At 63.8% G+C, this 26,433-nt stretch carries 19 protein-coding genes; 5 read left to right on the top strand and 14 right to left on the bottom strand.

Annotated elements, in window-relative coordinates; translation table 11 throughout:
- Positions 1-4: 4 nt before the first annotated feature.
- From IE126_RS16860 to xylF, 7 genes are all read right to left on the bottom strand, one after another.
- On the bottom strand, positions 5-958 hold the full coding sequence (locus IE126_RS16860) for a dihydrodipicolinate synthase family protein (RefSeq protein WP_108130598.1): 954 nt from the start codon (positions 956-958) through the stop codon (positions 5-7).
- A complete protein-coding gene (locus IE126_RS16855; protein WP_108130597.1) occupies positions 955-3,042 on the bottom strand; it encodes a xanthine dehydrogenase family protein molybdopterin-binding subunit in 2,088 nt (695 codons plus the stop codon). Before IE126_RS16855 ends, IE126_RS16860 begins: the two co-directional genes overlap by 4 nt.
- A 124-nt stretch (positions 3,043-3,166) precedes the next feature.
- Positions 3,167-4,468: a xylose isomerase gene (gene xylA, locus IE126_RS16850; RefSeq protein ID WP_108130596.1), complete on the bottom strand. Its 1,302-nt coding sequence runs from the start codon at positions 4,466-4,468 to the stop codon at positions 3,167-3,169.
- Positions 4,465-5,904: a xylulokinase gene (gene xylB, locus IE126_RS16845; RefSeq protein WP_189381672.1), complete on the bottom strand. Its 1,440-nt coding sequence runs from the start codon at positions 5,902-5,904 to the stop codon at positions 4,465-4,467. The genes xylA and xylB overlap by 4 nt, the downstream gene beginning before the upstream one ends.
- Before the next feature lies 1 nt (position 5,905).
- The gene (locus tag IE126_RS16840) at positions 5,906-6,664 is read right to left on the bottom strand and encodes an ATP-binding cassette domain-containing protein (protein WP_054304130.1); all 759 of its coding nucleotides are present in this window, start codon (positions 6,662-6,664) and stop codon (positions 5,906-5,908) included.
- Positions 6,665-6,676: 12 nt separating this feature from the next.
- The gene (locus IE126_RS16835) at positions 6,677-7,990 is read right to left on the bottom strand and encodes a sugar ABC transporter permease (protein WP_054304131.1); all 1,314 of its coding nucleotides are present in this window, start codon (positions 7,988-7,990) and stop codon (positions 6,677-6,679) included.
- Between the two features lie 139 nt (positions 7,991-8,129).
- The gene (gene xylF, locus IE126_RS16830) at positions 8,130-9,155 is read right to left on the bottom strand and encodes a D-xylose ABC transporter substrate-binding protein (protein ID WP_054304132.1); all 1,026 of its coding nucleotides are present in this window, start codon (positions 9,153-9,155) and stop codon (positions 8,130-8,132) included.
- Positions 9,156-9,368: 213 nt separating this feature from the next.
- Here xylF and IE126_RS16825 point away from each other — a divergent pair, with 213 nt between their 5' ends.
- The 4 genes from IE126_RS16825 (at position 9,369) to IE126_RS16810 (ending at position 17,522) form a co-directional block, all read left to right on the top strand.
- Positions 9,369-10,646, top strand: coding sequence for an ROK family transcriptional regulator (locus IE126_RS16825; RefSeq protein ID WP_189381671.1), 1,278 nt, complete (start codon positions 9,369-9,371; stop codon positions 10,644-10,646).
- A gap of 135 nt (positions 10,647-10,781) precedes the next feature.
- Positions 10,782-11,687: a LysR family transcriptional regulator gene (locus tag IE126_RS16820; protein WP_054304134.1), complete on the top strand. Its 906-nt coding sequence runs from the start codon at positions 10,782-10,784 to the stop codon at positions 11,685-11,687.
- A 244-nt stretch (positions 11,688-11,931) separates the two neighbouring features.
- Positions 11,932-13,701, top strand: a complete 1,770-nt coding sequence (locus tag IE126_RS16815; RefSeq protein WP_189381670.1) for an autotransporter assembly complex protein TamA — start codon at positions 11,932-11,934, stop codon at positions 13,699-13,701.
- The gene (locus IE126_RS16810) at positions 13,701-17,522 is read left to right on the top strand and encodes a translocation/assembly module TamB domain-containing protein (RefSeq protein ID WP_189381669.1); all 3,822 of its coding nucleotides are present in this window, start codon (positions 13,701-13,703) and stop codon (positions 17,520-17,522) included. Before IE126_RS16815 ends, IE126_RS16810 begins: the two co-directional genes overlap by 1 nt.
- Here IE126_RS16810 and IE126_RS16805 read toward each other — a convergent pair.
- The 7 genes from IE126_RS16805 to IE126_RS16775 form a co-directional block, all read right to left on the bottom strand.
- The gene (locus IE126_RS16805) at positions 17,516-18,376 is read right to left on the bottom strand and encodes a YihY/virulence factor BrkB family protein (RefSeq protein ID WP_189381668.1); all 861 of its coding nucleotides are present in this window, start codon (positions 18,374-18,376) and stop codon (positions 17,516-17,518) included. The two genes, IE126_RS16810 and IE126_RS16805, sit on opposite strands and share 7 nt — an antisense overlap.
- 83 nt (positions 18,377-18,459) lie before the next feature.
- Entirely contained in the window at positions 18,460-18,672 is a 213-nt protein-coding gene (locus IE126_RS16800) for a hypothetical protein (protein WP_054304138.1), read from the bottom strand.
- Between the two features lie 77 nt (positions 18,673-18,749).
- Positions 18,750-19,418 (bottom strand): YjbF family lipoprotein, encoded by a 669-nt coding sequence (locus IE126_RS16795; RefSeq protein WP_189381667.1) that lies wholly within the window; start codon positions 19,416-19,418, stop codon positions 18,750-18,752.
- The gene (locus tag IE126_RS16790) at positions 19,415-21,580 is read right to left on the bottom strand and encodes a YjbH domain-containing protein (RefSeq protein WP_054304140.1); all 2,166 of its coding nucleotides are present in this window, start codon (positions 21,578-21,580) and stop codon (positions 19,415-19,417) included. The genes IE126_RS16795 and IE126_RS16790 overlap by 4 nt, the downstream gene beginning before the upstream one ends.
- A gap of 60 nt (positions 21,581-21,640) precedes the next feature.
- Positions 21,641-23,560, bottom strand: a complete 1,920-nt coding sequence (locus IE126_RS16785) for a polysaccharide biosynthesis protein (RefSeq protein WP_108130591.1) — start codon at positions 23,558-23,560, stop codon at positions 21,641-21,643.
- A 139-nt stretch (positions 23,561-23,699) separates the two neighbouring features.
- Positions 23,700-24,323, bottom strand: coding sequence for a sugar transferase (locus tag IE126_RS16780; protein WP_189381666.1), 624 nt, complete (start codon positions 24,321-24,323; stop codon positions 23,700-23,702).
- Positions 24,320-25,165, bottom strand: coding sequence for an NAD-dependent epimerase/dehydratase family protein (locus IE126_RS16775; protein WP_189381665.1), 846 nt, complete (start codon positions 25,163-25,165; stop codon positions 24,320-24,322). Before IE126_RS16775 ends, IE126_RS16780 begins: the two co-directional genes overlap by 4 nt.
- A 121-nt stretch (positions 25,166-25,286) precedes the next feature.
- Here IE126_RS16775 and IE126_RS16770 point away from each other — a divergent pair, with 121 nt between their 5' ends.
- The gene (locus IE126_RS16770) at positions 25,287-26,411 is read left to right on the top strand and encodes a polysaccharide biosynthesis/export family protein (RefSeq protein WP_108130383.1); all 1,125 of its coding nucleotides are present in this window, start codon (positions 25,287-25,289) and stop codon (positions 26,409-26,411) included.
- The last annotated feature ends 22 nt before the right edge of the window (positions 26,412-26,433 follow it).

Raw genomic sequence — 26,433 nt, 5'->3', positions numbered from 1 at the left:
GTGATCAGAGTTTCAGGCCGCAGGCTTCAAAGGCCGCACGGGTCGCGCGTTTCTCATCTTCGGTCAGTTCAAGGCAGGGCGGGCGCACGCGGCCGCCGGTCTGGCCCAGCAGATCCTGCCAGTACTTCTGGTGGCTGTGCGGCTTTTCCGCCGGACGGGTGGATTTCAGCGCATGGCGCACGGGGTCGAGGCTGTCACGGATCGCCCGCGCCTCCCCTGCCTTTCCGGCAAAAGCGAGGTCTGTATACTGCCGCATCCGCCGGTCGTTCTTCGTCTGGATCAGATAGGGCGGCGAGGAACACAGGTAGAGCCGCCAGTCCAGCTCAAGGATATTGTCCAGCCATTCCTCCTCTGACGCGGTAGAGACGATGATGCGGTCGCCGGCCAGCCGGGTCAGTTCGGCATACATCTCGCGCGGGACGGAATATTTGATCGCCACCACGGTTTCGATGTCGGCCAGCCGGTTGCAAAGCTGCGGGCTCATCAGATAGCCGCTGTCCGGGTGGCTCCACAGGGCAATGCCGATGTCCACCTTGCTGGCGATGGTTTCGTAATAGCGCAGCAGGGTTTCATCCTGTTCCTTGAAGAAATGCAGAATCGGCGCGTGGACGACGATGTAGTCGGCGCCACAGGCCTGCGCGTGTTTCGCCAGATCAATCACCACATCCATGTTCTGATCGGAACAGGACATGATCGTCTGCGCGCGGCCGCCTGCTGCCTCCACCGCAAGGTCGAAGCTGCGCTTGCGCTCGTCCAGCGACATCGAGAAGAACTCTCCCTGCTTGCCAGCGATGAAGAAGCCGTCGATTCCCAGATCCTCGATCCAGTGATCCATGTTGCGGCGAAAGCCATCCTCGTCGATCGACAGATCCTCGCGGAACGGCATCAGCGCCGCTGCCCAGATGCCGCGCATATGGGCGAAAGCGTGGGATTTGGCGGTTTCACGGGTATATTTCATGGCTCAAGTCCTGTCATGGCGCGCCAGAGTTTTTCCGGCGTCAGCGGAAGTGAAAGATCAGGGGCATCGAAGGGCAACAGCGCATCCTGCACCGCATTCAGCAGCGCGGCGGGCACGCCGATGCAACCGGCCTCACCCACGCCCTTGAAGCCCATCTCGTTGGCGGTGCTGGGCAGGGGCTGGCTGATCAGCCGCACGGGCGGCATGTCGCTGGCGCGGGGCACCGCGTAATCCATCAGGCTGCCGGTCAGTAACTGGCCGTCGGCATAAGCCATACGTTCCATAGTAGCGGCGCCAAGGCCCTGGGCCAGACCACCGATCAGCTGGCCCTGCACCAGCATCGGGTTCAGCACACGCCCCGCATCATCGACCCAGGTGATCCCCTCGACCGTCAGATGGCCGGTATCGGGGCAGATTGCCACTTCGGCCAGAACCGCACCCGAGGCCCAGGCCTCGCCCGGCGCCTCATAGCGTTCCCTGACCGAAACCGGGCCGATACCCGACCAGTCATTCCGCGGGCCAAGCTGGTCGAGCATCCGCCGAGTGGCGCGGGCCATGGCGGTGCCGCCGATGGCGGTCGAACGCGACGCCAGCGCACCGATGCCTTCGGGCACCGCCTCGGTATCGCCCTGCACCACACGCACGCGGTCAGGGGTCACGCCCATGATCTCTGCCACGATCTGCGCGAAGGCGGTTTCACGCCCCTGCCCTTGTGCCGACGATCCGGTCAGCGCGGTGAAGGTACCATCAGCCTCCAGCCGCAATTCGGCACTTTCCCAGCCCTGCCCGCAGGGCTCGATATAGAGCGCGAGGCCAAGGCCGCAGACCGCGCCCTTCGCGCGACGCTCAGCCTGACGCGCCCGTAGGCCCGCGTAATCGGCTTCGCGTTCCAGGCGGTCCAGCAGCGCCGCGAAATCACCGGAACAGATCGCCTCACCCGTCGGCGTCGCGCGCGGAAAGGCACCGCGATAAAGCGCGCGGCGCCGCATCTCCAGCGGATCAAGGCCCTGCGCCTGCGCCGCCTTGTCGATCAGCCGCTCCATCAACATCGCCGCTTCGGGTCGCCCTGCGCCGCGATAGATGTTGACGGCAGCGCCCGGCGTCAGATGCGCCTGCGCTTCGATATCCACCGCCTCGATCGCATAGGGACCGGGCAGGATGCGCCCCGCATTGCGGAGCGGCGCCAGCGCTGAATAAGGCATCCAGTGGCCCAGCGGAAAGCGCAGCTCTGCCGACAGTGCAACAGGCACGCCCTGATGATCCAGCGTCAGCACGGCGCGGGTTTCACCGCCACGTCCTTGCGTCGCCGCCTGAAACTCCTCGGACCGGGCGGCGGTCCATTTCACCGGACGGCCAAGCCGTAACGCCGCCAGCGCCACCACCGCATCCTCGGGCATCAGGGACGCCTTGCCGCCAAACGCACCGCCCACATCCTGCGTCAGGACCCGGATCGCGCTGGGCGCAAGGCCAAGGATCGCGGCCAGATCGGTGCGGCAGCGCTGCGGCGTCTGGGTGGACAGATGCACCCTCAGCCCCGCGCCCTCGGGCAGCGCCACCGTCGCGCGCGGCTCCAGCGCCATCGGGGCGACAAGCGCATGGTCAAGCTGCACCGAAATCTCGCGCCCGGTCTGCGGCACGCCGGATTGCCAGCGGTGACGGAGCACCCGGCGGATGGCCAGCGGCTCTTCTGCGATGTCAAAGGCAATCAGTTCCACCGCATCGCGCGCGGCCTCGCGGGTTTCAGCGATCACGGCGGCAATGGCCTGACCGACCGCCTTCACCCGGCCCGAGGCCAGCGGCTCCAGCGGATGCACCTCGGCGCCGGGCAGCAGCGCATTCACGGCCGCCTGCCCCAGCCCGGCAAAATCTGCGGCGGTCAGCACGGCGATCACGCCTTCTGCCACAGCCGCCTCCGAGACATCCAGATCGGTGATCCGCCCCGCTGCATAGGGGCTGCGGAGAAATTCCAGGAAAAGGCAGCCCTCGGGCTGATGGTCGTCAACGAAACGGCCCGCGCCTTTGAGCAGCCGCGCATCTTCGCGCCGCGCCATCGCCTTGCCGATCCATGAGACTGTCTGCTGCATCCGATCCTCCGATACCGGCAGCAGACCATGTTCGTGCACATTCAAAAAGACGGATTTATTCTATATTTTGATAGTGCAAACAATATGTATGGCCGGACATACTGCTATGCCCGGCCGCACAGTCTCAGATGAAGCGGTTCCACAGGTTTTCAAGCCGCTCCTGCCGCCCGGATTTCGGTTGCGGCTCAATCCCTTCCGCCGTCACCCGCGCTGCCGCCTGCTCCAGCGAGCCTTCCAGCATCGCTTTGGCAGCAGGCGTCTGCCAGCCCGCGTAGCGCGCGGCGCGCGCGGTCTCCAGCCCGCCATCTTCCAGACAGGCTGCCGCCGCCTTCAACGCCCGCGCACAGGTATCCATACCACCGACATGGGCAAGGATCAGATCCTCGGGGTCGAGGCTCTGGCGCCGGATCTTGGCATCGAAATTGGTGCCGCCGGTGGTATAGCCGCCCGCGCGCAGAATTTCGTAGAAGGCCAGCGCCTTTTCCGCATGATTGTTCGGGAACTGGTCGGTATCCCAGCCGGACTGGTAATCGTTCCGGTTCATGTCGATGGACCCGAAGATGCCCAGCGAGGCGGCCAGCGCGATCTCATGCTCAAAGGAATGCCCGGCGAGAATGGCGTGGCCCTGTTCGATGTTCACCTGAACTTCCTTTTCCAGACCGAACTGGACAAGGAAGCCGTAAACCGTAGCCACATCGTAATCATACTGGTGCTTCGACGGCTCCTGCGGTTTTGGTTCGATCAGGATGGCGCCCTTGAAGCCGATCTTGTGCTTGTAGTCGACCACCTGTTGCAGGAAGCGTCCAGCATGTTCCCGTTCGGCCTTCAGATCGGTGTTCAAGAGCGTCTCATAGCCCTCGCGCCCGCCCCAGAGCACATAGTTCTGCCCGCCCAGCCGATGCGTGGCATCCATGTTCGCCTTCACATTGGCGGCGGCATAGGCGTAGACATCCGGATCGGGGTTGGTAGCCGCGCCTGACATCCAGCGCTTGTGGCTGAACATGTTGGCGGTGCCCCACAAAAGCTTTGCCTTGTGGCTGACCTGCTTTTCGCCGAGGTAATCCACGATTTCCTCAAGATTGCGCAGGCTTTCGGCGAAGGTGGCGCCTTCGGGGCGCGCATCGGCATCGTGGAAGCAGTAGAAGGGCGCGCCCAGGATATCGAACATCTCAAAAGCCACATCGGCCTTGAGTTTCGCCAGCGCCATGGTGTCCCCGAACCAGGGGCGATCAAGCGTCTGACCTCCGAACGGATCGCCACCCGGCCAGGCGAAGCTGTGCCAATAGGCGACAGCAAAGCGCAGATGCTCTTCCATCCGCTTTCCGAGGATCACCTCGTCAGGATTGTAGTGCCGGAAGGCAAATTCATTCGTGCTGTCAGGGCCTTCGAAGCGGATGGCAGGAATACCCTTGAAGAAGTCGGTCATGTCAGTCCTCGGATTGCGGATTGTGCGGCGCGGAACCGGGCATGGCCCGCGTCGAAAGCATCGGAAAGCGCGGCGACCGGCTCGATCACATGCGCGATGGGGGGAAGGGTGGCAATTTCCGCCCCCGCCCCGGTGGCGGCCATCAGGGCCAGACGGGCGGCACCAAAGGCCCCGCCGAAATCGCCCGCCTCGGGCAGCAGCACAGGCACGCCCAGCGCGGTGGCAATGGCTTGCAGCCAGTAGGCGGAGCGGGAGCCGCCCCCGACTGCGATCAGCCGCTCCAGCCGCGTGCCGGTGGCGGCCAGCGCATCCCGGCAATCGCGGAAAGCGAAAGTCACGCCTTCCAGCACCGCGCGCGTTCCCGCCGCGCGGTCGGTCGCATGTTCCAGTCCGATGAATGCCCCCCGCACGGCAGCATCGTTCAGCGGCGTGCGCTCGCCTCCCAGATAGGGCAGGAACAGCGTTTTGCCCGGCGCCTGCACCGCGCCCAGTTCAGAGGTCAGCGCCGCCGCATCACGATCCACGAACCGGCCATACCAGTTCAGCGCATCGGTCGCGGCCAGGATCACCCCCATCTGGTGCCAGGTCTGCGGCAGGGCGTGGCAAAAGGTATGCACGGCGGTTTCCGGCGCGGGCTGATAGCCGTCATTCGCGGCAAACAGCACGCCCGAGGTGCCCAGGCTGACAAAGGCATCGCCCGCCCGCACCACGCCGACGCCAACCCCGGAGGCCGCGTTGTCGCCCCCGCCGCCCGCGACGACCACACCCTCGGGCAGGCCCCAGCGCCGCGCGAGTTCCGCCCGCAGCACGCCCGAAACCTCGGACCCCTCGACCAGCCGGGGCATCTGCGCCCGAGAAAGGCCGGTAGCTGCCAGAAGGTCATCAGACCAGTCGCGCGCGCCGGTATCGAACCAGCTTGTGCCGGCGGCATCCGACATCTCGGCCACATGCTCCCCGGTCAGCCAGAGCCGCAGATAATCCTTCGGCAACAGCACCCTGGCAACGCGCTGCCAGAGTTGCGGTTCATGCAGGCGCAGCCAGTCGAGTTTGGGGGCCGTGAAGCCGGGAAAGACGATATTGCCGGTGATGCGGCGAAACATCGGGTCGCCGTCCAGCACTGCCGCCTCGGCATGGGCGCGCGTGTCATTCCACAGGATGCAGGGGCGCAGAACCTCGTCCGCCGCATCCAGCAGCGTCGCCCCATGCATCTGGCCCGACAGGCCGAGCCCCTTGACGGCCGCAAGGCTGGTCCGGCGCGCCAGACCGTCCATCACCGTTTCCGCCGCCGCGATCCAGTCGGCCGGGGATTGTTCGCTCTGGCCTTCTGCCGGGCGCGAAACCGCCAGAGAGGCGGTGGCTTCCGCCACGACCCCCTGGTTTTCGTCGATCACCACGCCCTTGAGGCCGGAGGTGCCAAGATCAAGCCCGATATACATATCAATAGGCCTGTGGGGGGTTCTTGCCCAGGATGATCATTCCCAGAATGTCATCATCCGTCACATCACTCACGTTCACCGTGCCGACACGCTGGCCGTTTTTCATCACCACGGCACGGTCGCACAGTTCCATCACCGCATGGATGTCATGCTCGATCAGGAAGATGCCCAGACCCTGCTTTTTCAGTTCGGCAATGAGTTCCGCCACCATCTGCGTCTCGTGGGGGCCAAGCGCGGCGGTCGGCTCGTCCATGATCAGGATTCTGGCGTTGAAATAGACCGCGCGCGCGATGGCGACCGACTGCCGCTGTCCGCCCGACAGTGCCGAAACCGGCACGTTGAACTTGCGGAAGTTCGGGTTCAGCCGTCCCATGATCTTGCGGGTCTCGGCCTCCATCGCGATGTCGTTCAGAAAGCCGCCCGGCCCGATCAGTTCCCGCCCCAGAAACAGGTTCGAGGCGGCATCGAGGTTGTCGGCCAGCGCGAGCGTCTGGTAGATCGTCTCGATATTATAACCGCGCGCATCGCGGGGGCTGCGGATTTCGGCCTTGTTGCCGTTGATGAAAATCTCGCCGCTGTCCATCTGGTAGGCGCCTGACAGGCACTTGATCAGCGTCGATTTCCCGGCGCCGTTATGGCCCAGCAGACCCACAACCTCGCCCGGATACAGGTCGATCGTCACATGATCGACCGCCTTGATGCCGCCGAAGGAGATGGAGATGTCGCGCATCTCGACCAGCGGGGTTCCCTTGTTCGTCATGTTCCGTCCCCCTTACTTGGCGCGCTTGCGGTAAACGATGTCCAGCCACACGGCGAGCACCAGAACCGAGCCGACGACGATGTTCTGAAGCGCCGCGTCAAAGCCGATCAGCACCATGCCGGTTTGCAGGCTCTGCATCACCAGCGCGCCGATGATCGCGCCGTAGATAGTGCCGACGCCGCCCGCCAGCGAGGTGCCGCCGATGACCGCCGCCGCGATGACATAAAGCTCGTCCAGCGTGCCCAGTGCATTGGTGGCCGAGTTCAGGCGGGCCGAGGCCACGACCGAGGACAGGCCGGTCAGGAAGCCCATGACGGCGAATATCTTGACCGTCATCCATTTGGTGTTGATGCCAGAAAGCTCGGCCGCGTCGGGGTTGCCACCCATGGCAAAGACATAGCGGCCAAAGCGGGTGCGGGTGGAAACGACTGTCATCACCACACCAACCCCCAGCATGATGAGCACCGGGATAGCCCAGCCATGGCTGATGAACAGTCCCGCCTCGGGCACTTCAAGATTATTTGCAGCTGCATACTGGCGCACAATTCCCTTGGGCCATGGATAGGCGTTGACCAGCAGCGTCGCGCCGATCACCAGACCGCAGCCCAGCGCAGCCAGCACGCCCTCAGCCCAGACCGGGCGTTGCGGGAAATCATGCAGCGCACGGGTGCGGCGGCCATTCCACAACATCCACAGGATTGCGGCACAGGCGATCAGGGCAACGATCCAGCTTCCCATGGCGCCAATCGCCCCGTAAGGCCCGCCCCCCAGCAGCGAGAACGTGCTGTCCAGCGGCGAGATCGTCTCACCACGCGCCAGAAGGAAGGCAAAGCCACGCCAGACCAGCAGGCCGCCCAGCGTCACGATGAAGGCCGGGATACCCCGATAGGCCACCAGCCAGCCGTGGAAGGCCCCGATGGCCGCGCCCAGCGCCATGCCGACCAGCGCCGTAATCACCCAGATCAGCGGGTGACCCAGCCCCAGAAACTCGGGCAGGATGCGAGCCTGCACGATGCCCATGACCATGGCGCAGAAGCCCAGAACCGAACCGACTGACAGGTCGATATGGCGCGTGACGATGACCAGCACCATGCCACAGGCCATGATGCCGATAGAGGCGGTCTGGACCGACAGGTTCCACAGGTTGCGGGGGGTCAGAAACGAACCCGAACCCTTGAAGAAAACACCGAAAAGGTGGAAGCCGACCCAGATCAGCAACAGCGCGCCGATCATGCCCAACAGGCGGGTGTCGATTTCGGTTGCTTTCAGGAAACGGGACACGGGGCCGGAGGTCGCTCCGGCGCGGGTATTCGAGGATGATGACATGGGATCGTCCGGCACTACGGTGAAAAGGGTGCAGACGGGCGAGGCGAAGGGCCATATCCGCCGGGCCGTTGTCGCAGCTCGGGCAGCCTCGCCGCCCATGAAAGTCGGCGAGGGTCAAAGACCCCCGCCGATGCAGGTCTTACTTGCAGGCCGCCACGTCGTCGGCAGCCCCCTCGCAGGCCTGCTCTTTCGAGATATGGCCAGCGTCGATCACAACATTCAGGTTTTCCTTGGTGATCGGGGTCGGCGCGAGGAAGATGGCGTTCATTTCAACGCCTTTTTCCCCGCCCGAGAACTTGGACGCACCGTCAACGGCATCCAGCGCGGTGCCACCGGCCAGTGCCGAAGCGATCTCGGCCGCCTTGGCGCCAAGCTGACGCGAGTCTTTCCAGACCGAAACAGTCTGGGTGCCCCGCGCCACGCGGTTCAGCGCGGCGAGGTCGCCATCCTGCCCGCCGATCGGAATATTCAGACCCTGCGCCTGAAGTGCAGCGATGGCGCCGCCGGCCATGCCGTCATTCTGCGCCAGAACCGCATCGACCTTGTTGTCGTTGGCGGTCAGGATCTGCTCCATGTTCTCTTGCGCACCTTCGGGCTTCCACCCTTGGGTGAACTGCTCGCCCACGATGGTGATATCGCCCGCGGCCACTTTCGGCGCCAGAACCTCTTCCATGCCTTCGCGCAGGAAGCCCGCATTGGCGTCGCCCGGATCACCCTTGATGATGGCATAATTGCCCTTCGGCGCCGCCTCGACGACCTTCTCGGCGATGATCTTGCCAACGCCTTTGTTGTCGAAGGTCAGATAGAAGGTGCGCGGGTCTTCGATCAGCCGGTCATAGGCCACAACGGGAATCCCCTCGGCTGCGGCTTTCTCAATGGCCGGGCCGATGGCGTCCTTGTTATAGGCCAGCACGATGAGCGCATCGGCGCCCTGGGTGATCAGCGCCTCGATATCCGTCAGCTGCTTGGCCTCAGATGCCTGGGCATCGGCCGAGATATAGCTGTTGCCCGCTGCTTCCAGCGCACCCTTGATCGCGGCCTCATCGGTTTTCCAGCGTTCTTCCTGAAAGTTCGACCAGCTCACACCGATGGTCAGCCCCTCGGCCAGCGCGGCCGAATTGAACCCGGCAGCCGCCACGACCGCGGCGATCAGCGCATTACGCATGTTTCTCCTCCCTATGGATGCGGCCAGCGAATGGCCGGTCCGACGGATTCGTCGGCACGCCCTGAAACTGCCCATAATAATTTCAGTTGTCAAAATAAAAATAATCGTCAAACACTGGATACGCTTAAAAAAAGACCGAAACATGACGCCGCAGCGCAGAAATTCCGCCACATACGCGCCGCAATGCAGCGTTTTTATTTGGAGGTCAAATAAATGAAACCGCATGAACCCGAGCGTCGGACCCCGGACCGGGTTGGATGCGGCCCGCTGATTGCCCCGCTTTCCGAACAGACGCGCCCCCTGCGGCAGCAGGTTTTCGAACGGGTACGCGCCGCCGGGCTGATCCCGCGCGTTCAGGTCGCCAAGGAACTGGCCGTCTCGCCTGCTTCTGTCACGACGATCACGCAGGAACTCATCGAAAGCGGTCTGATTGAGGAGGTCGCGGCCCCGCGTGACGGCGACCAGCCCGGTCGTGGTCGCCCTGCGGTAGCGCTGGGCGTGCGCGCAGGGGCACATCTTGTGGCCGGCATGAAACTCTCGGACCGCGAACATACTGCCGTTGTCGTCGATTTCGCGGGCAAGCTGATCGCAGGCGACGTGATCCCGCGCCGACCGGGCGCCATGAACCTGCCCGAACTGCTGGACGCGATGGATACCCTGCTGCACCGCGTCTGCACCAAGGCGGACATCACCCCGCGCGATCTTTCGGCCATGGGCCTCGGCGTTCCGGGTTTTGTGGACTGCGAACAGGGAATGGTGATGTGGTCCTCGGTTCTGGCGGACCGGGGTGTGGCGCTGGCCCAGGCCGCTACCGCGCGCATCGGCCTGCCGGTACATATCGACAATGACGCAAATCTGGTGACGCTGGCCGAGCTATGGTTCGGCGCGGGCCGCAGCCTTGCCGATTTCGCCGTGGTCACCATTGAACACGGCGTCGGTATGGGTTGCGTCATCAATCACCGGATCTATCGCGGGGCACGCGGACTCGGGATGGAGCTAGGCCATACCAAGGTGCAACTGGATGGCGCGCTGTGCCGCTGTGGGCAGCGCGGCTGCCTTGAAGCCTATGTCGCCGACTATGCGCTTGCACGCGAGGCGACCACCGCGCTGAACTGGGCGCACAAGGAAGGGCAGTCGATGAATGTCCTTCTGGAAAGCCTGTATGACCATGCGAAGGCAGGCAATACCGCCGCGCGGTCGATCTTTCGCCGTGCCGGGCGCTATCTCGCGGTCGGGCTGTCGAATGTGGTGAACCTGTTCGACCCCTCGCTGATCATCCTGTCGGGGGAACGGATGCGCTACGACTATCTGTATGCCGCCGAAACTCTGGCCGAGATGGAGCAGCTTGCCATCTCGACCGGGCGCCCGAAACCGCCGGTCAAGATCCATGCCTGGGGCGATCTGCTCTGGGCGCATGGCGCGGCGGCACTGGCCCTGCATGAGGTCAGCGAACGCCTCCTGGCCCCGTCGCGAGAGGTGGCGGCACAATAATCCGGCTCAGGATTGGTGCCATGCCATGAACGATCCGCCAATATACCGCCGGTTCGTCGCGTCCTTGCCCCTGTCTCGCCCCAATTCGAAACCAATAGTCCCTCATGGACCTGCATAAGACGCATGGGGACGACAATGGACAGACTGACCGAGATGGAAGCATTCGCCACCGTGGTGGATCAGGGTGGTTTTACGGATGCGGCCAAGAAGATGGGCATCTCGAAATCCGCCGTGTCCAAGCACGTTTCGGCGCTGGAGGCGCGGCTTGGCGCGCGTCTGCTGAACCGAACCACGCGCCGCGTCAGCCCGACCGAAATCGGGCTTGCCTATTATGACCGCGCCCGCCGCGTCCTGAACGATGCGGGAGAGGCCGATGCGCTGGTCACCTCGATGCAAAGCGCGCCTTCGGGCCTCTTGCGGATTTCGGTGGCAACAGACTTCGGCGTGAACCTCCTGTCGCCGATTCTCGGCGAGTTTCTGGCCGAATATCCGGAAATCACCGTGAACATGGTGCTGAACAACCGCTATGTGGAACTGATCTCCGAAGGCTTCGATATGGCAATCCGCGTGGGCGAGCTGGAGGATTCGAGCCTCCGCGCCCGCAAGCTGACCGAAACATCCAAGCGGATGATCGCGGCACCCGGCTATTTCCAGAAATATGGCCGCCCGCTGAAGATCGACGACCTGAACGAACACAAGCTGCTGCACTATTCCAACCAGGCCAATGGCAACGTCTGGAAGGTGACGGCGCCTTCGGGCGAAAAGCGGCAGGTGCGCTCGAACGGCTGGCTGACGGTCAACGATGGCCAGTCGCTGCTGAATGCCGCCATTGCCGGGCTTGGCATTGCCTTCCTCCCTTCGTTCCTCTGCGCCGAAGCAATGCGCAAGGGTCAGGTGGAAGAGGCGATTCCCGGTCTGCCGGTGGAAATGCTGGGCATTTATGCGGTCTATCCGCCCGGACGCTTCACTCAGCCCAAGGTCCGGGCCTTCATTGACTTCCTCGCCCGCCGCTTCATCGAGAAGGGGCCGGATAACTGGTAACGGCGACGCGACGGCACGACTTTACGGTGCGGTGACCAACTGGGCGGAGATCGCAAGATCTCCGCCCTTCTGTTTTACCCGCACGCACCGGCGAATCAACGCCCGCCCCCGGAACCTGCGCCGCCCCATGGATAGCGGCGATTGTGGTTCACCCCACAAGATGCGATAGTTTTCGCAACTCTTGTCAGGGGAGAGGCGCGTGGCCCGGTTTCGTTCGTTTCCAGTAGTTGGCCTGATCGGCGGAATGACCGCCCTTGCAGCCCTTGCCACCCCGGCCGGTGCGCTTGAACCTGTAGAATTTACAGTGACTTCCGGCCCCGACGGGCTGAAGAAAGACCTGCGCAATGCCTCCGCCCTGCTGGGCCTGCAATCCGAAGGCAAGACCGCTGCGGAAGATGTGTTTTCGGCAGCCCGCGCTGAATATGGCCGCCTGGTCAGCGCCGCCTATGCCGCCGGCTATTACTCGCCTGTCGTCCACGTCCTGATCGACGGGCAGGAAGCCGCCGGCATCGCCCCGCTGGATGCGCCGAAGGCCATCGGATCGGTCCGGGTAACCATCGACCCCGGCCCGGCGTTCAAATTCTCGGAAACCCGCGTCGCGCCGGTTCCCGCCGGAACCGAAATGCCCGAGGGATTCGCCCCCGGCAAACCCGCCGAAAGCGGGCTGGTGCAGGAGGCAGTGCAGACCGGCGTTGACGCATGGCGCGACGACGGCCACGCCAAGGCCGAGGTTGCAAGTCAGGACATTGTGGCCGATCACCGCAGCAACACGCTTGCCGCACGGGTTGGCCTTCAACCCGGCCCCAGACTGCGCTTCGGCAAGCTGAAGATCGAGGGAGAAGAGAGGATGCGCGAGCGCCGCATCCACAAGATCGCGGGCCTGCCGGAGGGTGAGGTCTTTGACCCCGACGCCCTGAAACGCAGCGCGGAACGGCTGCGCCGTACCGGGGTGTTCCGCTCGGTCACGCTGACCGAGGATGAAACCATCACCTCGCCCGATTTTATCGGTATCACCGCCACCGTGGTCGAGGAAAAGCGCCGCCGCTATTCCATCGGCGCCGAAATCGCGAGCCTCGACGGGATGAGCCTGACCGGCTACTGGCTGCACCGCAACCTGATGGGCGGCGGCGAGCGGCTGAAGGTCGAGGGCGAGATCGACAATATCGGCGCGCAGAACAGTGGCGTGGACTACGGTCTGGGCGTCACGATTGATCGTCCCGCAACCCTGACACCGGATACCACCCTGAGCTTTTCAACCAAGGTGGCCCATCTGGACGAAGAGGATTACACCGCCGACATTGGCACGCTTGGCATCGGCTTCAGCCAGTACTTCTCGGAAAAACTGACCGGGCGCGTCGGACTGGAATTCACCTATGCCAAGGTCGATGACATCATCGCCTCTTATACCTACGAACATCTCGCCCTGCCGATCGGCGCCACCTGGGACAGCCGCGACAACAAGATGGATGCGCGGGAAGGCTATTACCTGGATGCCGAGCTGCGTCCCTATCTGGGTTTCGGCATCACTGACAGCGGCGCGCGGCTCAAGGCAGACGGCAGGGCCTATCTGACATTTGGCGACAAGCGCCCCATCACCCTTGCCGCTCGGGCGCAGGTCGGTGCGATCTTCGGCGGCGATCTTCTGGGCACACCGCGCGACTATCTGTTCTATTCGGGCGGCGGCGGCACAGTGCGGGGCCAGCCCTATCAATCCCTTGGTATCGATTCGAAGGCGCTTTACGGCGAAAAGATCGGTGGCATGGCCTTCGCGGCGCTTTCGGCAGAGGTGCGCGCCCGCGTCACCGACACCATCGGGATCGTTGGCTTCGCTGATGCGGGCTATATCGGCGCCACCGATTTCGGCGATTCCTACGGCGACTGGCATGCAGGCGCCGGCCTCGGCCTGCGCTACAACACGGGCTTCGGGCCGATCCGGCTGGATGTCGCGGCCCCGGTCGCGGGCAGCACCGGCGACGGCGTTCAGATTTATGTTGGTATCGGGCAGTCCTTCTGATGAAACGCATCCTTGTTCTCGCCCTCTGCATCCTGCCCTTCGCGGCGCATGCACAGCAGGATGACCGCGACTGGCTGACCGCTCTGCTGGAGGACAACCTTTCCGACGCCGGGCGCAAGGTGACGATCACCGGTTTTGCCGGGGCGCTGTCGTCACAGGCCACTATCGAAAAGCTGACCATCGCCGATGATACCGGCATCTGGCTGACGCTGGACAAGGTGGTGCTGGACTGGAGCCGGTCGGCCCTGCTGACCGGACGCCTGTCCGTCGACCGGCTGACGGCAGCGGAGATCGTGCTTGACCGCCTGCCCGCGACCAGTGCCGATACCAGCCTGCCCGCGCCCGAGGCCACGGCCTTTGCCCTGCCCGATCTGCCCGTTTCAGTCGAGATCGGCACCCTGGGCGCCGACCATATCGTCCTGGGGCCAACCGTGCTGGGCCAGCCGGTCGAGGCGACGCTGAATGCCTCGGCCAGCCTCGCCGGAGGCGAGGGCAAGGCCACGCTGACCCTCAGGCGGACGGATGACGGGCCTGCGGGCGATGTCTCCCTGACTGCCAGCTATGCCAATGAAACAAGTGTTCTGGCGCTGGATCTGGCCGTGGAAGAGGCCGCTGGCGGCATTGCTTCCTCGCTGATCGGTCTGCCCGGCAATCCGGCAATCGAGCTGACCGTGAAAGGTGAAGGGCCACTTTCCGACTACGCGGCTGATATCCGGCTGGCCTCGGGCGGGTCGGAACGACTGGCCGGCAAGGTGACGCTTGCTGAAGCCGCAGATGGCGGGATGCGCTTCACGGCTGATCTGGGCGGCGATCCGGCCCCGATGTTTCTGCCGGAATACGCCGAATTCTTCGGCGATGATGTGAAACTGGCCGCCCAGGGCACGAAGGCCGCGGATGGCCGGCTGACGGTCGATGATCTGACGCTGCGCACCCAGGCGCTGGACTTGCGGGGCAATCTGGCGCTGGCGGCGGACGGGCTGCCTGAACGCTTTGCCCTGCACGGGTCGCTGGGGCAGGATGGCACGCCGGTCCTGCTGCCGCTCAGCACCGATATTCCGACCTCGATCACCCATGCCGATATCGCGCTCGGCTTCGATGCGTCCGAGGCGGAGGCATGGACTGCCGATATCGCGATGACGGGCTTCGACCGGGCTGACCTGAAGCTGCGCGAGGCGAAAATCGCGGGCAAGGGCCTGATCACCCGCGAAGAGGGCAAGCCTGCTGTCTCGGGCGATTTCGACATCACCGCCGACGGGATTGAACCGACGGACCCTGCACTGGCGCAGGCGCTGGGCGCAGGCGTGAAGGGCAGCGTCGGGTTTCGCTGGCGCGAAGGTTATGACGCGCTGCAACTGACGAAACTGGCGCTCAATGGGGCCGACTACAGCTTTGATGGCACCGTCAACATTGCGGGGCTTGAGGAGGCGCTGTCACTCACCGGGCAGGGTAACCTGCGCGCCGATGATCTGAGCCGCTTTGCCGCGCTGGCCGGGCAGCCTGTTGGTGGCCGGGCAGAGATGACCCTGGGCGGGTCTTATGCCCTGCTGGGCGGCAAGTTTGACGTGACCGGCCAGATCAACGGGACTGCGCTGCGCACGGGCATCACCGAGGCCGACAACCTGCTGGCCGGGTCCAGCACCATAGACCTTTCGGTAATCCGCGACGAAACCGGGCTGCGGGTGCGGCAGCTTGATCTTGCAGCGGCAAGCCTGCGCGCAAAGATCAGCGGCCAACTGGCCACCAGCGGCAGTGACCTGTCTGCCGATCTGGATTTCACCGATCTGTCCGCGCTGGGCGGGCCTTATGGAGGCGGGCTGACCGGGCGCGCACGCTTCACCGGCACACCAGAAGCGGGCACCGTGACCTTCGATGGCACGGGCAAGGCGCTGAAGATCGGCGTTCCCGAGGCCGACTCGCTGCTGAAAGGCGACTCGGCCATCTCCGCAGAAGCGGGCATCGCCGGAGAGACTGTTGATCTGCGCAAGCTGGATATCAAGGCCGCCAGTCTTGCGGCTTCGGCGCGTGGCACACTGGCAAAGACCGGCAGCGATGTCAGCGCGGAACTGGATTTCAGCGACCTGCGTGCCCTCGGCGGCGCCTATCGCGGCGCGTTGAGCGCGACAGCAAGCTTCAGCGGCACACCGGAAGCAGGCAAGCTGACCGCGAAGGCGACGGGCCGCAACCTCGCCATAGGGCAGGCCGAGGCCGACCGGCTTCTGGCGGGGGAAACCCGACTGGCCGCCGATCTGATGCTGGATGGCGGGCGGATCAAGGTCAACACCGCCACGCTGGACAATCCGCAACTGCGTGTCGCCGCAGACGGCAGTATCACTGATGCCACGCGGCAGGTAAACCTGTCGGCCGATCTGGTGAACCTTGCGACACTCTTGCCGGAGTTTCCGGGCCGCCTGTCAGTTCGCGGTCAGATCGTGGACGACGGCAACAGCTATCGGCTGGATCTGACCGGCCAGGGGCCGGGCGGGATCGACGCCAAGGTGCAAGGCACCATGAGCCCCGATTTCCGCACCGCCAATCTGACAGCTGTTGGCGCGGCACAGGCCGCGCTGGGCAATGCCTTCATCGACCCGCGCACGGTTTCGGGTGGCATCCGGTATGACCTGGCGCTGCGCGGCCCGCTGCAACCCGCTTCACTCAGCGGTCGCATCAGCCTGTCAGACATCCGTGTCAGCGATCCGTCACTGCCGACCGCCCTGACCGGCTTCAACGGCACGATCAGCCTGTCAGGCGGCCGCGCGGCGCTGGATCTGTCCGGCAGTTCGACCTCGGGCGGCAACATCCTGATTGGCGGCGCCATCGGCCTCGCCGCGCCTTATGTGGCCGATCTTGTGGTGCAGCTTCAGCAGCTGATCGTGAAGGACCCGCAACTCTTCACCACGCGGATCAACGGCAGGGTCACGATGCAGGGCCCGCTGACCGGCGGGGCACAGATCGCAGGCAATATCGACCTCAGCGAGACCGAGCTTGTCGTGCCCTCCACCGGGCTCGGCGCTGCGGGCGGGCTGGAGGGGCTGCGCCATGTGTCGGAGCCTGCGGATGTCCATGCCACACGCGCGCGTGCCGGGCTGCTGGACACGGCCGCGGGCGATGGGGCGGGCAGCGGGCGGCCCTATCCGCTCGATCTTCGCATTTCAGCGCCGCAGCGGCTGTTCATCCGGGGCCGGGGGCTGGATGCCGAACTGGGCGGTGAACTGCGCCTGCAAGGCACCACAGCCAACGTCGTGCCCTCCGGCAGCTTCAACCTGGTACGCGGGCGGCTGGACATCCTTGGCAAGCGACTGACACTGTCCGAGGCGCTGTTGCAGCTTCAGGGCGATTTCGACCCGTTCATCAGCATTCTCGCCTCCAACGACGACGGCGAGATCGTGAGTTCGGTGAAGATCGAGGGGCAGGCGACCGACCCGAAGATCACCTTCGTTTCGCAGCCCGAACTGCCGCAGGAAGAGGTGCTGTCGCATCTGCTGTTCGGGCGCGACCTGACCTCGCTGTCGGCCTTCCAGGCGGCGCAACTGGCCAGCGCGGTGGCAACGCTTGCGGGTAAGGGCGGCGATGGCATCATCGGCAAGCTGCGGAAGGGCTTTGGCCTCGACGATCTGGATGTCAGCACCGATGCGCAGGGAGATACCACGCTGAAGGCGGGCAAATACATCTCGTCCAAGGCCTATACCGAGATTGAGGTGGACCAGAACGGTCAGGCCAAGATCAACCTGAACCTCGACCTCAGCAAGACGGTCACGCTGCGCGGCTCCGTCGGTGGTGAGGGCGAGACCAGCATCGGGATCTTCAAGGAAAAAGATTACTGATCCGGCGCCGGGGGCAACCCCGGCTCTGGCACATTCGCCGCTTCGGCATCGACCGCCGCGCCCAGCAGCACCGCATACGCGCTGAAATACAGCCACATCATCAGGATCACCACGGCCCCGATGGAGCCGTAAACCTGGTTGTAGCTGTTGAAATTCGCCAGATAGAGCACAAAGCCGCGTGATACCGCGAACCACAGCACCATGGCCACCAGCAGGCCGCGGGTGAACAGGCGCACCTCGATATGATCGGGGCGATTGGGACCAAAGCGATAGGTCAGCGCCAGCCCCAGCACCAGAAGGCCCAGCGCAAGCGCCATATTGCCCAGATCCAGCACCAGTGCCGCAAAAGGCCCCAGCGGCAGAAACCGCAGCAGGACGGGCACGACAATCGACGCCAGCAACGCCGCCAGCGCGATCACCACCAGCAGAAGCGTCAGGCCCATCGACAGAAGGATCGCGTAAAGCCCTGACCGCTCCGGGTGATGGTGCACGGCATTCAGGCCGGAAATCATGCCTGCGACGCCAGAGCGGGCCGACCAGAAGGCCACCAGCAGCGACAGGATCGAGGTCCAGCCCAGCTCGCTGGAGCTGCTTGCGGACAGCAGCGCCTCGACCTGGGTGTTCAGAACGGAAAAGGCATCCTGTGGCAGGAAATCGGCCAGCAGCGCCATCTCGTCACGGATCACTGCCGGATCGGCTGCAAAGCTCCAGAGCGCCATGACAAATGCGATGGCCGGGAACAGGGACAGGAAGCCAAAGAACGCCACACCGGCGGCCACCATGCCCAGATTGGCCTGCGATGCCCGCGTCATGATGCGCAATAGTCTGCGTTTCAGTCGCTTGAGCATCTTCATCCGTAATCAGGGGCACAAAATGGAAAGGGCCCGCTTCCGGGCCCTTCCGTGGAACGATTTTCGTCCGCGCCGAGAGGCGTGGATTAGTGGCTGCCCGAGTCGTTCGACGCCAGAGCGGCGACGACAACGATGCCGGCCAGAGCGGCCAGAGCAGCGCCGCCACCCAGCGAACCCGACGAAGCCGGAGCCACGACCACAGCCGGGGCGGGCTCTTCTTCAACGATGACCGGGCCGCCGGCGAAAGCGGTCGAAGCGGTCAGAGCGGTTGCCAGAGCGGCGAAAGCGAACTTTTTCATCTGTCTCTCCATGACATTTTGTTTGGCGATTGGGCATTCGGATACCACAACGCGACACTCAAAGTAAGTAGTATTCTCTAGCCGTTGTCAATGACCCGGGCCAGTTCAAGATAGCCCCATTCCGGGACCATCAACTCTTTGGATTTCCTAATAAAATTACCCCCTTCGAACCAGTATTCGTTGGTGAATTCACGCCCCCCGCCCCGGCAGGTTTCTGCCACATGACGGGTCGAATGTTGCCGTCCTACCACAGTGATTGTTTCCCCCCCAATCACCGAAACGCTGCAATCATAATCGAAGCGGTGCATTTTATCGGCACCGTCCAGGTAGAAATAACTCCGGCGGTGTGAACCGCCACCAGAAGCCAGCTGAGCGCGGCTCGGAACGACCGCCTGCATGATGTCGGGACCGAATCCCCGCGTCGTCAGCATCACGCCATCCCGAAACGAAATGGTCAGGTCATCCGAGGTCGACCAGGTGTCGACGGCACCATTCCGCGCGATCGGCACAAGATAGATGGTCGAATTGCCGCTCTTCAACTCTCCCTTGATGACCGGGACATTCAGCTTGGCCAAATCCGCACGGGTGACTGGCGCGGCGGCACCCGCCGAACGCTTTTTCAGCATCGCGGAGGACAGGTTCTTTGCCGTAGAGACCAGCGGCGAACCGGATTCGCTGTCGCTGCTGCAACCGGCAAGAACGGCACAGGCGGTCAGCAGGGCAAAGGCAGATTTCAGCAGCTTCATTTCCAGAATCGTCCCCACTGCTCTTGAATGCCTGCGTCCTGATAATCGCGAATCGTCTCGTACAGGCGCCCGTCGATATCAAGCTTCGCACCGCCATCGCGGCCGAAGGGACGGATGACCGTTTCATACTTCCGCCGCGACGGGCTGCCGGTGCCCCAGGTCAGCGGAACCTCCAGACGAATCCCCTTGTCGAAAGAGCCGGAGCCGAAATCTTCAGACGAGACGTTGGTCTTGGTGGCGAATGCCCCCACACGCCAGCCGTTCGAGAATTCGCGGTCCACTGCCAGCGTAGCCCCGACGTCGCCCGCCAGGTAGCGACCCACATCCAGCTGCGCATGGAAGCCCGGCGCAAAGGTGTAATAGGCCGAGATATGGCCGGTCGCCACGCGGTAATCATACTCGCTGAACCCGAACAGCCCGTCCGTATCGCGCTGCGCAACATAGTTCAGCTCTGCCCCGACGGCCCAGCGGCTGTTGACCGGCTTGTAAAGCACCTCGCCCGAGATACCACCGAACATCCGCTCCAGATAACCGATGGAGACGCGGCCATACACATCACCGCCAAGATAGGCGTATTTCGATACCGACAGGCTTTCCAGCGCCGGGTCGGCGTTGGCGTCATACAGGTCGACGTCGGAACGCACGGGCTGCAGGCCCGTCGTGATGTCAGGCGGCGGCTCGTCCAGGTTACCCGCGATCTTCTTGGTGGCAGACCCCTGCAGCACCCAGCCCGGCCCGAATTCATACCGGCCTGCGAACCGCAGCCCCACGTCCATCTTGAACGGCGAGCGCTGGTCAAACAGCCGTACCCGGTTATAGGGCGCGATAGACCATGACAGGTTCGGGTACAGATCAGGGTCGTAGGTCAGGTTCGGTGCCCGTTGACCGGGGTTCGACACGGTGACTGCATTCTGCATGGCCGCACTGGCGTTCGGATCGTATTCCAGACGCTCCAGATCGGAACGGCGCACCTTCACGCGCGAGGCAGGCATGCCATTCGCCAGCGGCACGATCTCGAAGACTTCGACCGAGGCCGGCATCACATGCGACATCGCCCGCGCCACCCGGCCAATCGCCTGCGCCTCGGCGTCGTAGCGGCTGTTGCGGATGCGCACTTCGGCGGTGTTGGCGCTGTAACCGATGGCCTCGACCACGATGCCGTCCTGCTTCAGCCGCTTGTTCAGATTGGTGATGAAGATGGGTGCAGCGCCTTCCTGCGTCACCCATTCCGGCGACCAGGCATCGGCATCGACCGACCGCGACGGCCGCAGCTTCACCGGATCGGGCGCGCCATCCTTCACACCGCCCAGCGGACGCTGGCCCGGTGTCATCAGGAAATGCGCCGCGAAACCCAGTTCGCTGCCGTACATGTAATAGCCGCCAAGGGTGATCCAGGGGCTCAGCTTGTATTCCGCGCCGAAGTTCAGCGGGCTCTTGCGGTCAAAGGTGCCGCGCTTGTCAGCCTCCAGCCCGTAATCGTCAGACGAATATTCGGCCTTCAGCGACAGCCGGTCGGTCGCCTGCCATTCCACGCCCGCGAAAGGCGCGGCGGGGCCACGGAACCACTGGCCGAAGTTCACCTTGCCGCCTTCACCAACGTCAATCGGGTCACGCGGGCCGAAAGGCGACCCCATCGAGCCATAGCTGCCCAGCCGTCCCCAGCCGACGCCAACCGTAGCCTTCAGGCTCGGGGTGATATGTTTGGTGGCTGCGATATATTCGCCGGACAAGATCCCCGTCCCCGCGAAATCCTGCAAGCCGACGGTAACCGAAGGCAGATACCGGCTTTCATCCAGCACTTTGTAGCGCAGGTCGAACGAACGGTCATAGTAGATGTCGAACTGATCAATGCCTGAATTGCAATTCGGCTGGCAGGCGCTGTTCTTGTTCCAGTCACGGATACCGAGGAACCGGAAGCTGGCAGAGATGCGCGGCGTCACCTGAAAGCTGAGCGTCGTGCGGCTGATCGGGCCGAAATGGCCGCTCGAAACGGTGAGATTGCCATCCGGCTGCGCCTCGCCCGAGGGCATGTCGATCAGGCCGGTCGCGCCGTAGAAGTTCAGCGAAGGCGCGGTTTCCGCAACCGCAAATCCCGAGGCGCAAAGGGCAACCACCGAGGTCGCAAGCAGGAACCTTCCCGCCGGGGTCTTGAATGCACTCATCGTCGCTCCGCCTATGCTATCCGCGGCAGTTTAAGGCAATCGTTCGCGCTCAACAATCTGTCACCGACGTATTGCGCGGATCGTTTCCTGAACAGGTGCCCTGTAGCCATGCACCCAGGTCTTGATGACCCGGCGCGCGCCGTCATGGTCGCCGACGGCAATCGCCGACCGCAGGGCGCGCAGGGCCTTGGCCATCTCAAGTTCGGACAGGCTGTCTTCGCGGGCGCGCAGGATCTTGGAATGCGGCGTAGTCAGCAGGCCCGCACCGATCAGCAGTTCCTCATGCAGCTTTTCGCCCGGACGCAGGCCGGTCACGACGATCTCGATATCACCCTCGGGGTGTGCGTCATCGCGCACGGAATAGCCCGCGGCGTTGATCAGCTGCACCGCAACATCGCGGATACGCACGGGTTTGCCCATATCCAGCACAAAGACATCCCCGCCCCGCGAGGTTTCGGCATCCGAGAAAGAGCCTGCCAGCAGCACCAGACGCGAGGCTTCGGAAATCGTCATGAAATAACGGGTCACATCCTCATGTGTCAGCGTGACCGGGCCGCCCTTGGCGATCTGTTCCTTAAACAGCGGAATGACGGAACCGGACGACCCCAGAACATTGCCAAAGCGCACCATCGAGAACAGCGTCCCGCGCGAGCGTTTGGCCATATCCTGCACGACCAGCTCGGCCAGGCGCTTGGAGGCTCCCATCACATTGGTGGGGCGCACCGCCTTGTCAGAGGAAATCAGGATGAACCGCCCCACCCCGGCATCATTGGCCGCTTCCGCCAGCGTGCGGGTGCCCAGAACGTTGTTGGCAAGCCCGGCCAGCGGATTGATCTCGACCAACGGCACATGCTTGTAGGCTGCGGCGTGAAACACGACCTCGATCCTGTGATCGTTGATCACCATACGGGTCAGCCGCGAATCGGTGACAGAACCCAGGACCGGCACGATCTCCACCCCGGTGCCGGCGGCAAGTTCCTGCAACTCGCGCTCGATCGTATAAAGTGCGACCTCGCTGACTTCGTACAGCACCACACAGGCCGGTCCGCAGGGGATAAGCTGACGGCAGAGTTCAGACCCGATGGAGCCGCCCGCGCCGGAAACCAGGATGGCCTTTCCGCGATAGGCCTGCTCGCCCTCGGCCAGCATGTCACCCACCTGATCGCGCCCAAGAAACTGCCCCGGCGCAACAGGCGACAGGTTGTCAATCAGCTCTTCCTCGCCGACAAGCTGGGCGAAGGACGGCAAGGACTGCACCTTGAGGCCCATCTGCCGCAAATTCCGTGTCAGTCGTGCCAGCTTGGGCGCAGAGACCGACGGCATGGCCAGAATGATGCGGTCAATGTCGCGCTGTTCCACCAGTTCCTTCAGATCAGAGGGTGGCAGCACGCGCAGCCCCGCCACCGTCATCGAATGCAGCGCCTCGTTGTCGTCGATGAAAGCCACCGGCACGATCCGCTCGTGCGCGCGCAGCGCCGCGACAAGCTGCACCCCGGTCGTCCCCGCACCATAGATGAGCACGCGATGCTTGGGCTGGCCATTGCGCAGCACCCACAGCAGCAGATGCAGCATGCCAAGCCGGACGCTGACTGCGGCGAGAAACAGCATCAAGCCGTAGATCGTGATGCCCGCCACGCCGAAACCGGGCATGACAAAACGCGAGATCACGGCGGCAACCGCCGTCACGAGCACGGAGTAAAGCGCCGTCCGCAGCATTGCCGTCGTTTCGAACGACTTGAGCTGAACGCGCGGAATACCCAGCCAGGCCGAGACCGCCCCGCCGGTCAGTGAAAGCGCGGGCAGCAGGTAAAACACCTGCGGCAGTCGCGTGAACAGGGAAAAGCCGTTGTAGGTAACCGCGATGGCCAATACCAGAATGACCGGCGGCAGAATGGCGTCGATCATGAACAAAACAAATTGCTTGTTCTTGCGGCTCAGCCCCGACTGAAAGGCATAAAGGCCGCGTCTGATAATGTTCATTCAACAACCTTCTTGCTCGGCGCAGCGACAGGCGAACTCGCAGGAGGCCAACCGGGATAGTCGGTGGAAAACTACCTGAAGCCGACACGTCCAACAAGCCGGGCCATGGCGGCTTTGCCCCGTTTTCGCGCGATTCAGCCTATTTTCCCAGCATTTTGCGTAACAATACGCCCGAGCCGGTACGCCAGAGCAACACAAGGTCGAAACACACGCTCTGATTTCGCTGATAAATCAGATCAAGCGCGGCCTTTCTGGGCACACATCGGCGCGCATAGACTGCATCCGTCTCCTCCGCAGTGCCGCAGCGCGACAGCAGGTACTCCTCGTGCCGGTGAAAATGCAACGAGGCCAGGCCGGTAATTCCGGGGCGGCTTTGCAGCACCTCTGCATAGAGCCGGGGAAAGCGCTCGACATAGAGTCGCAGCGGCGGGCGCGGCCCGACAAAACTCATGTCGCCCCGGATCACATTCCACAATTGTGGAACTTCATCCAGTCGCGTGGCGCGCAGGAACCGCCCGGTCGGCGTAATCCGGGCCGATTTGTCACCGCCGGAAACGCCACTGTCCTGCCGTACGACGGTCATGGTGCGCAGCTTCCAGAGCCGGAACGGCACTCCCGGCGCCTTCATCCGCTCGGCAACGTAGAAAACCGGCCGGCCGTCCCGGATCAACAGCACCAGAAGCAGCAGCGTGAAAGGCACGGCCAGAACCGCCGACAACAGCAGCGCCAGCCCCAGATCGAACAGCCTCTTGCCCCAGGTCACGCCCGCTCCCTCCAGATCCGCCAGTCCGCCACCAGATCATCGACGCTTCCGCTTCCCGCCACCCCGGGCAACAGACGCTCCAGCTGCCCGGTGGCAAGAACCACCGCCGGAATGACCGCAGCATTGGCCGGACCCGTCTCCCAGTCGGCCCCGGCGGCGGTCAGAAGATCACCCATGGCCACCGCCCCCGGCGCGGCGATGTTCAGGATCGGCGGAATATTGCCGCCGGAAAGCGCCAGATCACAAAGCCCGGACAGGACACGGGCAAAGCCCTGCGGCCCGATATAGGACCGCAATGGCCCTCCGGCAGACCCCGGAACCGAGTCGATCCGGCGCAGGACATCCAGCGGGCGCCCCAGAACCGCATCCGCCCCGGCGACATTTCCGATCCGCAGATGGGTGACACCGATCCCGGGATGGCGCGCCTGCCAAAGGGCCACCTCCCGCTCTGCCGCGAGCTTCGCCGCGCCATATTCAGACGTCGGATGCGGCAAGGCGGTTTCCGCAAAAGGCACCGATTTGAGGCCCCCGGGGCCATAAACCGCACCGGAAGATGCCAGGAAAACATGGCGCGCGCCAACAGATTGTGCCGCCTCGCAGGCCGCCAGCGCAATCTGGATGTTCGAAGCCAGCACAGCGCCCGGCGCCGGAACCACCCCGGCCAGACAGAGCATCACGCCCCCCCGCAGATCGGTGCCGGATGCGGGGAATGGCTCTGTCATCATGTCCCAGGCGAGCCAGCCTTCCCCGGCGAGCCGGCGGCTCCAGACCACATCCGCGCGCGCCCAGGTTGCCCGCAGAATGGAGCCGAGTCGCCCTGAAGCCCCTGAGACACAGATCATCGCAGCCTTGCCGTCAAATTCACCGGACCAAACTAGGCTGTTGAACCCCCGGCCTCACCCCAGTATCTTGCAACCGCTGTCAAAGTCCACCCTGCCAGGTGCGGCCCGATCGGAGATATTGATGCGGAAATTTGCGATTAGGCTTTGCTTGGCTACAGCCAGCCTCGGGATGGTCGCCTCCTGTGGCGACCTTCCGGCGGGCGGTCCGAATGCCGGTCAGATCCTTGCCGGTGCCGACAAGGAAGACGCAGATTTCGCCGTCTATCCCGTGACCCGCGCGACGCTTCCGCAGCTTTCGTCCTGGCCCACGCGCGGCGCAAGCCCGGCGGGCGGCTGGATCGCACGCACCAAGGGCCCCAGTTCGCAGATCATCGAGGCGGGCGACACGCTTGACCTCGCCATCTGGGACAACGGCGACAGCTCGCTTCTGACCCAGTCGGGTCAGAAGGTGGTCGAGATGAAGGGCATCCGCGTGTCACCTGCGGGTGAGGTGTTCCTGCCCTACGTCGATCAGGTCTATGTCGCGAAGATGTCACCCGACCGGGCGCGCAATACGATACAGGCCGAGTTTTCGCAGATCATCCCCTCTGCCCAGGTTCAGCTCAGCCATCACGCAGGACGTGAAAGCTCGGTCGATCTGGTCAGCGGCGTAAATTCTCCGGGCAACTATGTCATGCCGGATCGCGATTTCACGGTCCTGAGCCTTCTCGCTATGGGCGGCGGGATCACCAAGAGCCTGCGAAACCCGCAGGTGCGCCTGATGCGGGGCGGCAAGCTTTATGCGACCTCGGCGGAAAGCCTGCTGAAAAGCCCTTCGCAGGATACGACGCTGCGCGGGGGCGACAAGGTTTATGTCGAGGACGATTCGCGCTACTTCCTGTCGCTGGGCGCCACCGGACGCGAGGCGCAGATCCCATTCCCGCATGACAAGGTGACCGCGCTGGATGCCGCCTCACTGGCTGGCGGCCTGAATGATACCCGCGCCAACCCCAAAAGCGTGCTAATCCTGCGGAACTACAAACCCGGCGATCTGCGCAGCGATGGCAGTGGCCCCGGCAAGGAACGCGTGATCTTTGCGCTGGACCTGACCACCGCCGACGGGCTGTTCAGTGCCGGGGAATTCCTCGTGCAGGACCGCGATCTCGTTCTGGCCACCCAGACCTCGCTGGCGAATACCAAGACGATCATTGGTCTGTTCTATGATGCCGTTGGCATCAGCACGCGTCTGGATCGTCTGGTCAGATAACCGCGACGGCCAGCCTGCGCGG

Origin of the sequence: Gemmobacter nanjingensis (assembly GCF_014652195.1) — a bacterium.
In the GTDB taxonomy this organism is placed as follows: Bacteria; Pseudomonadota; Alphaproteobacteria; order Rhodobacterales; family Rhodobacteraceae; genus Gemmobacter; species Gemmobacter caeni.
The sequence above is the reverse complement of the archived record's forward strand: the minus strand, read 5'-3'. Positions and strand labels throughout refer to the sequence as shown.

Bases quoted from the DNA above. Each gene is read 5' to 3' on its own strand.
- IE126_RS16860 (WP_108130598.1), bottom strand. From the start codon at position 958: ATGAAATATACCCGTGAAACCGCCAAATCCCACGCTTTCGCCCATATG.
- IE126_RS16855 (WP_108130597.1), bottom strand. From the start codon at position 3,042: ATGCAGCAGACAGTCTCATGGATCGGCAAGGCGATGGCGCGGCGCGAA.
- xylA (WP_108130596.1), bottom strand. From the start codon at position 4,468: ATGACCGACTTCTTCAAGGGTATTCCTGCCATCCGCTTCGAAGGCCCT.
- xylB (WP_189381672.1), bottom strand. From the start codon at position 5,904: ATGTATATCGGGCTTGATCTTGGCACCTCCGGCCTCAAGGGCGTGGTG.
- IE126_RS16840 (WP_054304130.1), bottom strand. From the start codon at position 6,664: ATGACGAACAAGGGAACCCCGCTGGTCGAGATGCGCGACATCTCCATC.
- IE126_RS16835 (WP_054304131.1), bottom strand. From the start codon at position 7,990: ATGTCATCATCCTCGAATACCCGCGCCGGAGCGACCTCCGGCCCCGTG.
- xylF (WP_054304132.1), bottom strand. From the start codon at position 9,155: ATGCGTAATGCGCTGATCGCCGCGGTCGTGGCGGCTGCCGGGTTCAAT.
- IE126_RS16825 (WP_189381671.1), top strand. From the start codon at position 9,369: ATGAAACCGCATGAACCCGAGCGTCGGACCCCGGACCGGGTTGGATGC.
- IE126_RS16820 (WP_054304134.1), top strand. From the start codon at position 10,782: ATGGACAGACTGACCGAGATGGAAGCATTCGCCACCGTGGTGGATCAG.
- IE126_RS16815 (WP_189381670.1), top strand. From the start codon at position 11,932: ATGACCGCCCTTGCAGCCCTTGCCACCCCGGCCGGTGCGCTTGAACCT.
- IE126_RS16810 (WP_189381669.1), top strand. From the start codon at position 13,701: ATGAAACGCATCCTTGTTCTCGCCCTCTGCATCCTGCCCTTCGCGGCG.
- IE126_RS16805 (WP_189381668.1), bottom strand. From the start codon at position 18,376: ATGAAGATGCTCAAGCGACTGAAACGCAGACTATTGCGCATCATGACG.
- IE126_RS16800 (WP_054304138.1), bottom strand. From the start codon at position 18,672: ATGAAAAAGTTCGCTTTCGCCGCTCTGGCAACCGCTCTGACCGCTTCG.
- IE126_RS16795 (WP_189381667.1), bottom strand. From the start codon at position 19,418: ATGAAGCTGCTGAAATCTGCCTTTGCCCTGCTGACCGCCTGTGCCGTT.
- IE126_RS16790 (WP_054304140.1), bottom strand. From the start codon at position 21,580: ATGAGTGCATTCAAGACCCCGGCGGGAAGGTTCCTGCTTGCGACCTCG.
- IE126_RS16785 (WP_108130591.1), bottom strand. From the start codon at position 23,560: ATGAACATTATCAGACGCGGCCTTTATGCCTTTCAGTCGGGGCTGAGC.
- IE126_RS16775 (WP_189381665.1), bottom strand. From the start codon at position 25,165: ATGATCTGTGTCTCAGGGGCTTCAGGGCGACTCGGCTCCATTCTGCGG.
- IE126_RS16770 (WP_108130383.1), top strand. From the start codon at position 25,287: ATGCGGAAATTTGCGATTAGGCTTTGCTTGGCTACAGCCAGCCTCGGG.